The organism is Bacillus sp. FSL K6-1145, from assembly GCF_038003425.1.
GTDB lineage: Bacteria > Bacillota > Bacilli > Bacillales > Bacillaceae > Bacillus > Bacillus pumilus.
This window is the reverse complement of sequence record NZ_JBBOPC010000001.1, coordinates 1,296,652-1,309,195: the sequence shown is the minus strand read 5'-3', so window position 1 is coordinate 1,309,195 and position 12,544 is coordinate 1,296,652. Positions and strand designations below refer to the sequence as shown.

14 protein-coding genes and 2 riboswitches are annotated in these 12,544 nt (G+C 41.2%); of the genes, 5 read left to right on the top strand and 9 right to left on the bottom strand.

The window, feature by feature from the left end:
• The first annotated feature begins 293 nt into the window (after window positions 1-293).
• Together motA and motB are read left to right on the top strand one after the other, a co-directional pair.
• Complete coding sequence (gene motA, locus MHH41_RS06485; RefSeq protein ID WP_003212085.1) at window positions 294-1,088, top strand: flagellar motor stator protein MotA; 795 nt, start codon at window positions 294-296, stop codon at window positions 1,086-1,088.
• On the top strand, window positions 1,081-1,845 hold the full coding sequence (gene motB / locus MHH41_RS06480) for a flagellar motor protein MotB (RefSeq protein ID WP_003211671.1): 765 nt from the start codon (window positions 1,081-1,083) through the stop codon (window positions 1,843-1,845). Before motA ends, motB begins: the two co-directional genes overlap by 8 nt.
• 29 nt (window positions 1,846-1,874) lie before the next feature.
• Here motB and MHH41_RS06475 read toward each other — a convergent pair whose 3' ends face one another.
• On the bottom strand, window positions 1,875-2,330 hold the full coding sequence (locus tag MHH41_RS06475) for a MarR family winged helix-turn-helix transcriptional regulator (protein ID WP_003211701.1): 456 nt from the start codon (window positions 2,328-2,330) through the stop codon (window positions 1,875-1,877).
• A 204-nt stretch (window positions 2,331-2,534) separates the two neighbouring features.
• On the opposite strand from MHH41_RS06475, the gene MHH41_RS06470 reads away from it, so the two are divergent.
• On the top strand, window positions 2,535-4,040 hold the full coding sequence (locus tag MHH41_RS06470; protein ID WP_034619953.1) for an ATP-binding protein: 1,506 nt from the start codon (window positions 2,535-2,537) through the stop codon (window positions 4,038-4,040).
• Between the two features lie 47 nt (window positions 4,041-4,087).
• Here MHH41_RS06470 and MHH41_RS06465 read toward each other — a convergent pair whose 3' ends face one another.
• From MHH41_RS06465 to MHH41_RS06440, 6 genes are all read right to left on the bottom strand, one after another.
• The gene (locus MHH41_RS06465; RefSeq protein WP_050945168.1) at window positions 4,088-4,330 is read right to left on the bottom strand and encodes an aspartyl-phosphate phosphatase Spo0E family protein; all 243 of its coding nucleotides are present in this window, start codon (window positions 4,328-4,330) and stop codon (window positions 4,088-4,090) included.
• Window positions 4,331-4,631: 301 nt separating this feature from the next.
• A complete protein-coding gene (locus MHH41_RS06460; protein ID WP_113386965.1) occupies window positions 4,632-5,162 on the bottom strand; it encodes a 1,2-dihydroxy-3-keto-5-methylthiopentene dioxygenase in 531 nt (176 codons plus the stop codon).
• A gap of 16 nt (window positions 5,163-5,178) precedes the next feature.
• Window positions 5,179-5,817, bottom strand: a complete 639-nt coding sequence (locus MHH41_RS06455) for a methylthioribulose 1-phosphate dehydratase (RefSeq protein ID WP_003210888.1) — start codon at window positions 5,815-5,817, stop codon at window positions 5,179-5,181.
• Window positions 5,781-6,476, bottom strand: a complete 696-nt coding sequence (locus MHH41_RS06450; RefSeq protein WP_050945170.1) for a 2-hydroxy-3-keto-5-methylthiopentenyl-1-phosphate phosphatase — start codon at window positions 6,474-6,476, stop codon at window positions 5,781-5,783. The genes MHH41_RS06455 and MHH41_RS06450 overlap by 37 nt, the downstream gene beginning before the upstream one ends.
• Window positions 6,477-7,697 (bottom strand): 2,3-diketo-5-methylthiopentyl-1-phosphate enolase, encoded by a 1,221-nt coding sequence (gene mtnW, locus MHH41_RS06445; protein ID WP_412056546.1) that lies wholly within the window; start codon window positions 7,695-7,697, stop codon window positions 6,477-6,479.
• Between the two features lie 102 nt (window positions 7,698-7,799).
• Window positions 7,800-7,901: riboswitch (SAM riboswitch) on the bottom strand.
• Window positions 7,902-7,945: 44 nt separating this feature from the next.
• Window positions 7,946-9,136, bottom strand: coding sequence for a pyridoxal phosphate-dependent aminotransferase (locus MHH41_RS06440; RefSeq protein WP_340865951.1), 1,191 nt, complete (start codon window positions 9,134-9,136; stop codon window positions 7,946-7,948).
• 165 nt (window positions 9,137-9,301) lie between these two features.
• Window positions 9,302-9,460: riboswitch (SAM riboswitch) on the top strand.
• A gap of 79 nt (window positions 9,461-9,539) precedes the next feature.
• Between MHH41_RS06440 and mtnK the strand changes: the two genes are divergently transcribed.
• Both mtnK and mtnA read left to right on the top strand, forming a co-directional pair.
• Window positions 9,540-10,733: an S-methyl-5-thioribose kinase gene (mtnK, locus tag MHH41_RS06435; RefSeq protein ID WP_034619956.1), complete on the top strand. Its 1,194-nt coding sequence runs from the start codon at window positions 9,540-9,542 to the stop codon at window positions 10,731-10,733.
• A 6-nt stretch (window positions 10,734-10,739) separates the two neighbouring features.
• Entirely contained in the window at window positions 10,740-11,801 is a 1,062-nt protein-coding gene (gene mtnA, locus MHH41_RS06430) for an S-methyl-5-thioribose-1-phosphate isomerase (RefSeq protein WP_106035826.1), read from the top strand.
• 25 nt (window positions 11,802-11,826) lie between these two features.
• On the opposite strand, the gene MHH41_RS06425 is transcribed toward mtnA, so the two are convergent.
• Complete coding sequence (locus MHH41_RS06425) at window positions 11,827-11,961, bottom strand: hypothetical protein (protein WP_003211599.1); 135 nt, start codon at window positions 11,959-11,961, stop codon at window positions 11,827-11,829.
• Window positions 11,962-12,052: 91 nt separating this feature from the next.
• Window positions 12,053-12,544 (bottom strand): methylated-DNA--[protein]-cysteine S-methyltransferase, encoded by a 492-nt coding sequence (locus tag MHH41_RS06420; RefSeq protein WP_212045803.1) that lies wholly within the window; start codon window positions 12,542-12,544, stop codon window positions 12,053-12,055.

The window sequence follows — 12,544 nt, the reverse complement described above, 5'->3', positions numbered from 1 at the left end:
TTCCTTTAAGATAAAAGAAAAAGAGGTGGATCACATGATGAATTGGAGCTATGATCTTGTCAAAATCATGTATGAGGAAAAATTAAAAGAGCTGCTTTTAATTGAAACCGCTCAAAGAAATTAAAAAGAAACTCCCTTTATATCAGAGGGAGTTTCTTTTTTAAGGTAATAGAAAGCGCTTTCGTCAAAAATTCTTCACAGAAACTGCCTTAATTTGATATTCAGACTAAAACCCTTCTAGAAGACACCGATATTAACTATAGAAAAAGATAGTTAAAGGATTTGGTGAGATAATGGACAAAACATCGTTAATAGGTATTATTTTAGCATTTATTGCACTGAGTGTCGGTATGGTTCTGAAAGGTGTAAGTCTAACCGCTCTTATCAACCCAGCGGCTATATTGATCATTGTGGTTGGGACGATTGCAGCTGTTGTCATCGCATTCCCATCTAGTGAAATTAAGAAAACACCAAAATTGTTCGGCAAAATTTTTAAAGACAACAAGCTTCCAACGATTCAAGAAATGATCCCTCTTTTTTCAAACTGGGCACAAATTGCGCGTCGTGAAGGTCTTTTAGCATTAGAAGCTAGCATTGAGGAAGTAGATGACGATTTCCTTAAGAACGGCTTAAGCATGGCGGTTGACGGTCAAAGTGCAGAATTTATTCGCGACGTCTTAACAGAGGAAGTTGACGCCATGTCTGAAAGACATCAGTCAGGCGCATTAATCTTTACACAAGCCGGTACATACGCTCCGACGCTTGGTGTACTTGGCGCCGTTGTCGGACTTATTGCTGCACTTGCTAACATGGGAGATATTGAAGCACTTGGACATGCAATCAGTGCAGCCTTCGTTGCCACACTGCTTGGGATTTTTACAGGGTATGTGTTATGGCATCCATTTGCCAACAAGCTAAAGCGTAAATCAAAGGAAGAAGTAAAACTTCGTCTAATTATGATCGAAGGGATCCTTTCTGTTCTTGAAGGTCAATCTCCAAAAGTGATTGAACAAAAACTTCTCATGTACTTACCAGCGAAAGAACGTGCAAATCTTGTCATTGAAGAAGGAGAAAAACAAAATGGCTAGGAAACGTAAAAAACATGATCACGATGACCATGTAGATGAATCTTGGCTGATCCCTTATGCCGATCTTCTGACGCTTCTACTCGCTCTCTTCATTGTGCTTTTTGCATCAAGTTCGATTGATGCGGCAAAGTATGAACAGATGGCCAAGTCTTTTAATGTCGTCTTTACGGGCGGTACAGGTGTCATGGATCAAACCAGCATGCAAAGCACTGAAGAAACTGAAAATAGCAACCAGACCAAAAAAGCAGCTGAAGAGGATGAAGAAGCTCAAGCGAAAGCTCGAGATCATGCCGTTCTCACAAAGGTCAAAAAGCAAGTGGATTCCTTCATTGCCAATAAGAAACTTGGAGCTAAGCTCGAAACAAAGCTCACGGACGAAGGTTTGCTCATTACGATAGAAGACAGTATCTTCTTTGATTCTGGCCGGGCGATTATTCGCCCTCAAGATGTCCCGTTAGCAAAGGAAATCTCAAAACTACTCGTCATTAACCCCGCTCGTGACATCGTCATTAGCGGACATACTGATAATGTTCCGATCAGAAATTCAGAATTTGAATCCAACTGGTATTTAAGTGCCATACGTGCTGTAAACTTTTTAAGTATTCTTCTTGAGAACAGCAATTTAAACCAAGAAAACTTTAGTACAAAAGGTTTCGGTGAATTCAAGCCAATCGCTTCAAATGACACAGCAGAAGGCAGAAGTAAAAACCGACGCGTAGAAGTACTTATTTTACCGATTGAGAAAAAAGCAAAATAAAAAAGGGAGCCCTCGGCTTCCTTTTTTATTTATTCTTTATGATCATATAAATGTTTTGCACGCAGTCCCACATGTTTAAGCATGTCAATGCAGGCATCCTTCTCTTCTTCGCTCAGGACACTGATCATCTCATGAATTTCTTTCGCATGATCTGGGAAGATATCATCAAGCAAAGCTCGTCCCTGCTCGGTAATATGCGCAAATGTGACCCTGCGGTCTTCTGCACAGGCCTTACGACTGAGGAGTTCTTTCTTCTCCAATTTATCGACCACATACGTGATGCTGCCGCTTGCAAGTAAAATCTTATCACCGATTTGCTGAAGCGGCTGATCCCCTTTATGATACAGCAATTCTAATACTGCAAATTCAGTCGGATTCAGCCCGTGCTTCACAATATGTTTGTTCATGTGATGATTAATTGAGCGATAGGCACGTGATAATACAATAAATAATTTCAAAGATTTTTCAACATTATGATTTTCCATTTTTTATCATCCTTTATGAAATACACCCCACTAATGTGACATTAATAAACAATAAGTAAAATGTCAACATTTTGATCTATCTTTAGCATGAAAATGAGACCAGAACGAATCACCTAATTTTTTAAAAATCACACAAGTCATCGTAATAAACATAGGTTCAATGCTATAATAAGTCTATTAGGTAATACGTTGGAGCGATGAATGATGAGTATACTGAAAGGGTTTTGGAAGAAGATCAGGCTGTACCTTATTTTGGTCATGATTCCAACCCTAATCATTAGTTATTTTATCTATGAAAAAGAAACGGAAAAAATCGACTTAAAAAACAAACAAACTGCTACACTTATGTTAAATATTCACAAAAACCAAATGAATTATTTAATTAGTGAAACAGAAGCGAGATTAACTTCACTTGCCATGGGATTTGACCAGCCTCTTGAGACGAAAAAAGTAAAAAACATCCTAGAGAAAATCTATAAACAAGAACCTCGTTTTTCAGGCCTGTATCTCCTAGACAAAAAAGGAAATGTAACAGTAAGCACCACACCATTAAAGGAAAAAATCAACCTATCATTCAGAGATTACTTTAAGCGCATTCAAGTGACCAAGCAGACGGTGATCACAGATAACTATGTGAGCCGAATTACAAAACAGCGGATTCTTTCCATTTGCGTGCCTGTGCTGGATGAAAACGAAGAAGTCACCAATGTGCTAGTCGCCGCCATTCAAATTGATTATTTAAGAAATATTATGAATGTATTGAACCCTGATCTTCATTTTAAGATGCTGAATCAAAATGGACATGTCGTGTTTACAAGTGGTCCACAGCCAGCATCAGAAAATGGCAGCACCGTGTCTACATATTTAGATGAAAACAGCTGGAAGCTAGAGGTCTATCCGCAACGCGCTTCTACAGGTGAAGTGCTGTCTGTTATGCTGATCCCTTTATCCAGTGCTTTTATTTTATTAAATATTTTATTCACACTTGTTCAATATGTTATTTTAAGGCGTCAAACCCAGCAGGAGCGTCACCAAAATGAAGCGCAAAAGCTTGAATTAATCGGAACCCTCGCAGCAAGTACGGCACACGAAATTCGCAACCCATTAACAGGGATTAGTGGATTTATACAGCTTTTGCAAAAGAAGTATCACTCTGAAGAAGATCAGCTCTATTTTTCTGTCATTGAAGAAGAAATTAAACGAATCAATCAAATCGTCAGTGAGTTTCTTGTATTAGGGAAACCAACGGCAGAAAAATGGCAGAATAACTCTGTCAAAGAAATTGTCAGTGAGATCATGCCGATCGTTTTCTCTGAGGCGAACCTTTATAATGTTGAGGTTGATTTGCAAATTAATACGATTCAAGATGTTGGGGTATATTGCACAAAGGATCACATTAAACAAGTCGTATTAAATGTAGCGAAGAACTCGTTAGAAGCGATGCCAAATGGCGGTCATTTGAAGATTTTGATTGAGGCTGAAAAAGAACATGTCATTATTAAAGTGAAGGATACGGGTGAAGGCATACAAGAAGAAATGTTAAAACATATCTTCCTCCCTTTTATTACGTCGAAGGAAAAAGGGACAGGTCTTGGGCTTGTTGTGTGTAAACGAATCATTTCGATGTATGGCGGAACAATTGATATCGAGAGCGAAGTGAATAAAGGAACAACCGTCATGATCATGCTTCCTTCTGCTCACTCAGCATAGCTGAAACATTCAGCCGGTTTTGCTTAGGCAAGACCGGTTTTTTCATGTCAATAAGAGGGACGGTTCACAGATAGAAGACTCATTTGAGTTACAAGATCATGAAAGGAGGGGGCAGATTGTTTCTCATGAAAAAGGAGATGCTGATACTCATTCATCAGGTTGTCCAGTTCTTGACTATATTTAATTGTCGTCTCACCAGTGTAGCCTTCTGCTTGAGCAGCTTCTACCATCTGTTTTCTCTTCTCATCAATGGACATTAGCAATTGTTCTTTTCTTACATAAATATTCATGATCTCAGCTCCCGCAATGAATTCGACTGTCTATGCTCAAAATGATCCGACACCAAAATTATACTTTATTTGTAAATTAAATTAAATATGCTAATTTTATTTAATTTTTTACAGCCTAAAGACCTCTTACCCAATCATATTTGGGGGTAAACTTCAAATTTGGACAGGACTGACACATGGATTAAACAGAATTTTATCCTATGTAGAAGATCAAAATCAACTATTTTCTTTCTCATTTTATGTCTATTTCCCTAAAAAAAAGCTGATCTTCCGCCTCATGCGGAATGATCAGCTTTTGTCATTAAACCTTTTCTTCCTCGTAAATTGGCACCCAGCCCTCAGTTGTGACAAATATGCGAACGGCAACCACTTTTCGATCCTTTTGAAGTGTAAAATAGTGACGAATATGTGGCGGAACAGAAATTAAATCGCCTGGATTCAGTCTCACGTCAAAAAAGACGCCATCCTTACCTTGAATGGCAAAGATTCCATGTCCGCTTACAATAAAGCGTACTTCGTCATCTGTATGGTGATGCTCACGCTGAAAATTTTGGAGCAGGTCATCTAGGTTTGGTGTGGCGTCAGATAATGAAATCACATCCTGCGCTTTGTATCCTCGTTTTTCAGATATACTCTCGATTTCCTTTTGGAAAACAGTCAAAATCTCTTCCTTTTCCTCATCTGTTAAATCATACTTTTCTGATAATCGGTTTGGAAGCTTTGCAATATCCCAATGCTCATAAATGACCCCTTGGTTTTCTAAATAGGCTGCCACCTCTTGCTCGCTTTCAAGTAATGTGTTCTCTTCGTTATGAATCAAAATCGTCGCCATGTGCTTTTCCTCCTTTTTATGTGACAAGCTGCTTTTGATAAAGCGTTAATTTCAAGTGGTAGCTAAACAAAAATTCATACGCCTCTAATACTCGTTTTGCTTCTGAGGCTGTTTTTCCCCAGACTGTGATGCCGTGATTTCGAATGAGCACAGCACCTGATTCCGACTCTTCAGTGAGATGCTTTGCAAATTGTGCTGCAAGATGCGGGATATGGGCTGGATTTTCAATAATCGGTAACGACACTTCTGCATCCTCTTCCCAGTAACCAAGCGCTTTGATGATTTCGTTTCCTTTGAAACGAACCTCGCCCCTATCCCCATACAGCTCAGACATCACATTATTATCGATTGTATGAACATGGAGACAGCAGCCTGCATTCGTCTGCTCATACACGTAGTTGTGAAGCAATGTTTCAGCTGATGGTCTAAGCGGTTCGTTCGGATCAACAGGCTTACCTGCTGCATTTACTAAAACAAAGTCTTCATCTGTTTCTTTTCGTTTATCTTTACCGCTTGCCGTCACCAAAAACGTGATTGGATCATCCGACACCTTGATCGATAAATTGCCGCTTGTTCCGTAAAACCAGTCTCTTTGTGCCAGTTCACGTTTGACGTCTGCTAGCTCCTGCCAGCGCTTGCTCTTTGCGTCTGCCATTCCTTCACTTCCTTTATTTGATCAAATTGTGCTTTAAGATCAATAAATGTTTCATACTCTAGATGGACAAGCCCGAGCTCTTTACATTCGTTTAGCAAGTAGTCACGCGCAAATGTGAGATCCGCATGCTTTGCCGCCTCCACATCGGTGACTGAATCTCCAATCATGATAATGAAGTCATTCTCACAGGTCAGCTCTCGAATGATTGACGGCTTGCAGCATCCGCAGCCATTTTGACATTGCGAATCGCAGGCATGCGGCCATTCAATCTGAATATGCTCTTCCCCAAATGACGCATGATTGCAATAAATATCGTCTCGATCCACAATGCCCTCGAGTATGGGATAAACAAAAAAGTCCATCCCGCCGCTTAGCACATAGAAGGGAATATCAGCCTTTTTCACATGATCAACAAATTGCTTGAATCCTTCTCGAATCTCTGTATCTTCTAAAATAAACGATTGAATGGCTTCTTTTTGATCACTCGTCAGTAATTGAAACATCTGCCCGACGCCTTCTTGAATGGTGATCTCCTTTGTGAGAACATCGTCCTTCAGCTTCGTCCATTCACTTGGTGCAAAGTGTTTCATGATGCGAATGATATTATCATTTTTCGTAATGGTTCCATCAAAATCACAACATACAATTGGTTTTTTCATTTATTCTGCTACCCTTCCCCATAGTTCAAGTGCTGCTTTTAAGTCTTGGCAAGAAGCTGCCTTCTCTTGGATCGACTCTCCATGTATCACCGCATCAATGATCGATCGAAATGCTTTCCCTCCGCCGATGGCTCCACGCGGATGTCCGTGAATTCCTCCACCAGCATTTATCACATGATCGAGTCCAAAATCTTTCATCAAAACTGGAACCATTCCAGGATGAATGCCTGCTGACGGAACAGGGAACGTTTTTTGAACCGAATCCTCTTTTACACAAGCTTCATAGATTCCAAAGGCATCTTTTTTCGGAAGTGCGACCGACCCATACGGTGAGGGAAAAAGACTCAAATCAGCGCCTGCATATCGATTTAATTTACCTAAAAGAAGAGAATGGGAGAATCCATATTCGTGCGATGATGTCAAAGCGCCGCTTACTGCGGGATGGGCCATAATAGGCAATCGAATATCTGGATCCTCAGCTAAGCTTTGCATGACATCTAACCCGTAGGCAAAAACATTGAATAAGAGTGCATCTGCTCCAAGCTCAGCTGCCTTTCTTGCTCGATCCTTTAGTTCAAAGGTTCTGCCTGTTAAATTAACGGCATATAGCGTTCGGTGCCCTGTCTCTTCATATGTTTCTTTTAATATCTTTTTTCCTTCTTTGATTCGTTCTTCAAAAGGGGCTAGTGGGCTCTCAAATAAAATTTCATCGTCTTTGATAAAGTCAACGCCGCCTAATGCTTGTAAACGGAGCTGTTCTTTTAAATCTGCCATATCACGGCCAATGACACCTTTAAAAATACTCATCAACAAAGGTCGATCAAACACGCCTACTTTTTTTCGTATGCCATCAATTCCAAATACCGGTCCTGGCAGACTTCTTTTCAATCGATCCGAGAATTGAATGTCGATTAGCTTCACTTTTCCATCTAGTGAAAGCTTTCCAAAGATCGTCGTCAAAACGGCCGGAATATCCGCTGAAAAGTTAGCCTCAGGATAAGCAATGGTCACCTCAGATTGATATAGGCCATTTTCGGCTGGAGCAAACTTTTCTGATACCTTTTCCACCCGGCCTTTATGCTTTTGAAGCTGCTCTTTTTTGAGCTGCGGCAAATCCGTCCATGATCCAACTGTTAAACCAAGCGCGATCTGCTCCGCTTTTCGGTTTACTTGTTCATCCTCTCGATGTGTTAATACGTATGTTGCCAGTAATTCACTCACTAGGAATCCCCTTTCGATTGCGTCATGCATATGGTCAATAAAAAAACCTCTCCAAGTGCTTTATCAGCGCCTTAAAGAGGTTGTTTCGTGTCATTCATCCGAATCTTATCTCTCAGCGCTTGCTGCAAGAATTAGCACCGTGCTTCATGGAAGTCGGTTGCCGGGCTTCATTGGGCTAGTCCCTCTGCCTACTCTTGATAAGAATATTCAATTTTCTTAAATATTGTCTGAATTATCGCACCGTTTATTCATGTTGTCAATGGCTTATTTTCAAACAGATTCAAGGAATCGATTCGCCGAGCGGCTTCTTTTAACCGCTCCTCATTTGTTAAAAGTCCTACTCTCACGTATCCTTCACCGTGAGTACCAAACCCATTCCCCGGCGCCACAACCACATGTGCTTTCTCTAATAATACGCCAGCAAAAGATTCGGATGTATATCCTTCTGGCACCTTTAGCCAAGCAAAAAACGACCCCTTTGGTGCAGTGACCTCCCAGCCAATCTCCTTGCAGGCAGCAATCCACACATTTCGCCGATTCTCATATCGATCATTTTGCACCTGTACGCACGTTTGGTCGCTTAACAAAGCTTCCGCTGCCGCATCTTGAGTGGCTTTGAACAGTGAAACAAACAGGTGATCCTGATAAAGCTCAATCGCTTCAATAACAGACGGATTTCCTGCTGCAAAACCTACTCTCCAGCCGGCCATATTATACGTTTTAGACAATGTGTATATTTCAATTCCTGTCTCTTTCGCTCCATCTGTTTGCAAAAAGCTGATTGGCTTTTCCCCATCAAACCCAATGCCGCCATAGGCAAAATCATGGACAACACATAGCTTGTGATCTTTTGCGAATGTAACGGTTTCTTCAAAAAATGAACGGCTTGCCGTGGCACCTGTCGGATTGTTGGGATAATTTAAATACATCAACTTTGCTTTTTCCTTAACATCCTCAGGCAACCTGTCATAGTCAGGTAAAAAATCATTTTGTTCAAGAAGCGGCAGCGTCACCATCTGAGCTCCAGCAAGCACAGCACCTGACCAATAATCAGGATAACCTGGGTCTGGAACAAGGAGCGTATCACCCGGATTCAGCAGGCATTGCGGCAGCTCAACAAGCCCTGCTTTCCCGCCAAATAAAATCGCAATTTCCGTCATCGGATCAAGCGTGACACCATATTCTCTTTCATAAAAGGCAGCGGCAGCCTTTTTTAATTTCGCTGTTCCGCGGAATGACGAGTATTGATGATTTTCAGGTTTTAATACCGCTTCCTGCATGGCTTTTACAATGTGCGCGGGAGTTGGCTGGTCAGGATTTCCCTGCCCTAAATTAATAATATCTGCGCCTTCCTGCACCTTTTTCTGGACCTTTTGGACAAGGGATGCAAAAAATTGTGTCGGTAATTGTTTCAATACATCTGATTGCTGGAATTCCATTTTTCTTCACCTTCTATTCAAGTTACGTAGCAATACAAATACTGTAATGGATTGTTTTACGAATTGTAAAGCAATTTTGAAAAAGGATTGACATGTGAAGCGCAGCTCTGATAATATCTTGAATTAAGAAATGCAAACAGACACGAGACAATGACATATTGATTTCTCTTATCGAGAGTTGGGCGAGGGATTTGGCCTTTTGACCCCAACAGCAACCGACCGTTAATACCACTGTGAAGTGGGGCGCAGCAAGTAAGCGCCAAGACAATTGTCTTATAGGGCACGGTGCTAATTCCATCAGACGTATGTGCTGAGAGATAAGAGAGGCTTTGAGCATACACACCATCAAGCCTCTTTCTCTCAGGAGAAAGAGGCTTTTTTATATGATTTGGAGGGGAAGCAATTGGTTACACTTACGGCATCATATGAAGAATTAACAGAAAGCTCAGCAGTTGCACTCGCAATTAGACTTGGCTTGATCCAAGAAAGTAGTCATTTGACATGTACGGAAATCGGGGACGGGAATTTAAATTACGTCTTTCATATTTTTGATCATAAACAAGAAAAAGGTTTGATCATCAAGCAGGCACTGCCCTACGCCAAGGTGGTCGGAGAGAGCTGGCCGCTTACATTAGACCGTGCGAGAATCGAAAGTACTGCCCTGATCAAGCAGTCAGAGTATACACCGCACCTCGTACCAGCAGTCTATTATTCAGATACAGCTCTTGCTGTGACGGCAATGGAGGATCTATCACACCTCGAAATCGTCAGAAAAGGGCTAATTGCCGGAAAACAATATCCGCATTTATCCGATCATGTCGGAGAATTTTTAGGAAAAACACTTTTTTACACTTCTGACTTTGCCACAAATCCTAAAATTAAAAAACAATTTGTGAAGCAATTTACGAATCCGGACCTTTGTGACATTACCGAAAAGCTCGTCTTCACAGATCCTTTCTTTGATAGCGGCACAAATGATTTCGAAGAAGAATTAAGAGAAGCTGCCGAAGCGCTTTGGGCAGATCTTGAAGTGCAGGCAAAAGCAGCTGAATTGAAGCGTATTTTCCTGACATCTGCCGAAACACTTGTTCATGGAGATCTTCATACAGGCAGTATTTTTGCAAGTGAGACGGAAACAAAAATCATTGATCCAGAATTCGCTTTTTATGGTCCCTTCGGATTCGATATTGGTCATTTTATCGCTAACCTGTTCCTAAATGCTTTGTCCCGTGAGAATGAACATGATCAGCAGCACCTTTTTGACCATGTCGTCAATGTATGGGCAACATTCAAAGAAGTGTTCGCAAAAGCTTGGAAAGAAGACAGCATTGAAGCGTTTAGTGTATCAGACAGTTTTTTAGAAACAACCTTTGACCGTATTTTAAAAGAAGCGACAGGCTTTGCGGGCTGTGAACTTGTCCGCCGAACGATTGGCCTTGCTCATGCCGCTGATCTCGATGCGATTCCATCACCATCTAAACGGATTCAGCAGAAAAAAGCAGCACTTACGCTCGGAAAAACATTCATCAAACAATATCATGCAGTGGAAACAGCGTCTGACCTCGTCGCATTATTCCAGCAATCTGTAAAGGAGTGACGGGTTTTGTCTAAAGAATTTGAAGTCCCCCGTTCTGTCGAATGGGAAGAAAACTATATTAACATTTTGAATCAGCAAAAATTACCGGCTGAAACTGAGTTTGAGCATCTATATACAAAAGAAGACGTGTATGATGCCATTGTCACGTTAAAAGTGCGGGGAGCACCTGCCATTGGCATTACAGCAGCTTTTGGACTGGCGCTCAGTGCCCAAGACATTGAGACAGAAGAAATTGATGTGTTTAGACAAGAAGTCATTCAGATAAAAGAATATTTAAACAGTGCTCGTCCAACCGCTGTGAATCTAGCCTGGGCATTAGAGCGATTGTTGCAGCGCATTGATCGTGCAGCTTCGGTCAATGCAGCCAAAACAGACCTTGTCCATGAGGCCATTCAAATTCAAATTGAAGATGAAGAAACATGCAGACAAATCGGTCAAAATGCACTCCAGCTCTTTAAATCGGGTGATCGGATTATGACCATTTGCAATGCAGGCTCCATCGCCACGAGCCGGTACGGAACAGCCCTTGCTCCATTTTATTTAGCCAAAAAGAAAAATCTCGACCTTCACATTTATGCCTGTGAAACACGTCCTGTTCTCCAAGGGGCTAGGCTGACAACATGGGAACTCATGCAAGGCGGCGTAGATGTGACGCTCATTACAGATAACATGGCAGCCCATACGATGAAAGAAAAACAAATTTCTGCAGTCATTGTTGGAGCTGATCGCATTGCCCGTAATGGAGATACGGCAAACAAGATTGGCACGTTAAGTCTCGCCATTTTAGCCAAGCATTTTCAAATTCCGTTTTTTATAGCTGCACCGCTTTCTACCTTTGATATCTCAACCAAAAACGGGGCAGATATTCCAATAGAAGAGCGTGACCCGCTGGAAGTAAAGGAATTAAACGGCGTCCAAATTGCACCACCTGATGTTCAGGTATTCAATCCCGCCTTTGATGTCACTCCTCACCATCTCATTTCAGGGATCATTACAGAGAAAGGGATTATCACGTCAAACTATACAGAAGAGATTGATGCTCTGTTCACTGAAAGCATCTCACTCTGATCATAAAAAAAGCGCCGTGTACTTCTTATTTAAGAGCACCGCGCTTTTTTATTTCATTCGTTTTTGCTAAAATTTCTTTTTTCTGTTCTTCTGTCAAAACCTTCATTTTGACACATAGTGATGTGACGGCATACATTTTATTCTTTTTGTCCCAAAACATTCCCTAGCGCCCTCCTTTTTCCCTCAACCAACTTTTTTAGCTTAATAAAAGGATATGTCGCTTGGAAAACATTTGGAACAGGTCAATCGATTTATTTTTGAACAAATGGGATACCTTCTAATTCAAGCAGAACCGCTTTTATATCTGTCTTCGTTCCTGCATAGCCCGTCAGAGAACGGTCTTTTCCAATCACTCTGTGACAAGGGATAAAAATAGGTAATGCATTGCGTCTATTGGCTTGTCCAATCGCTCTCACAGCCTTTGGGTTACCAATTGCTTCTGCAATGTCTGCATAACTTTTTGATTCACCATACGGAATAGTCGAAAGTGCTGCCCACACTTGCTCTTGAAACGAAGTTCCCTTTTGCTTGAGCGGGAGATCGAATTCTTGGCGCTCACCCTTGAAATATTCATCTAGCTGCTTTTTTGCTTCTTGTAATACAGACGTTTCTTCTTCTTTTAGATTGGCTTCCTGTTTTTTTGCTAAAAACGGCTCATCATCAAACATCACTTCGATGATGGCATCGTCTTTTTCTAGTATGTATAGTGCCCCAATTGGTGCGTGATAGACGGTATAATACAC

Coding starts and splice junctions, on each gene's coding strand:
- motA (WP_003212085.1), top strand. CDS start 294: ATGGACAAAACATCGTTAATAGGTATTATTTTAGCATTTATTGCACTG.
- MHH41_RS06460 (WP_113386965.1), bottom strand. CDS start 5,162: ATGGCGACGATTTTGATTCATAACGAAGAGAACACATTACTTGAAAGC.
- MHH41_RS06465 (WP_050945168.1), bottom strand. CDS start 4,330: ATGAATATTTATGTAAGAAAAGAACAATTGCTAATGTCCATTGATGAG.
- MHH41_RS06475 (WP_003211701.1), bottom strand. CDS start 2,330: ATGGAAAATCATAATGTTGAAAAATCTTTGAAATTATTTATTGTATTA.
- MHH41_RS06470 (WP_034619953.1), top strand. CDS start 2,535: ATGAGTATACTGAAAGGGTTTTGGAAGAAGATCAGGCTGTACCTTATT.
- MHH41_RS06425 (WP_003211599.1), bottom strand. CDS start 11,961: ATGTTTTGGGACAAAAAGAATAAAATGTATGCCGTCACATCACTATGT.
- MHH41_RS06455 (WP_003210888.1), bottom strand. CDS start 5,817: ATGGCAGACGCAAAGAGCAAGCGCTGGCAGGAGCTAGCAGACGTCAAA.
- MHH41_RS06440 (WP_340865951.1), bottom strand. CDS start 9,136: ATGGAATTCCAGCAATCAGATGTATTGAAACAATTACCGACACAATTT.
- MHH41_RS06450 (WP_050945170.1), bottom strand. CDS start 6,476: ATGAAAAAACCAATTGTATGTTGTGATTTTGATGGAACCATTACGAAA.
- motB (WP_003211671.1), top strand. CDS start 1,081: ATGGCTAGGAAACGTAAAAAACATGATCACGATGACCATGTAGATGAA.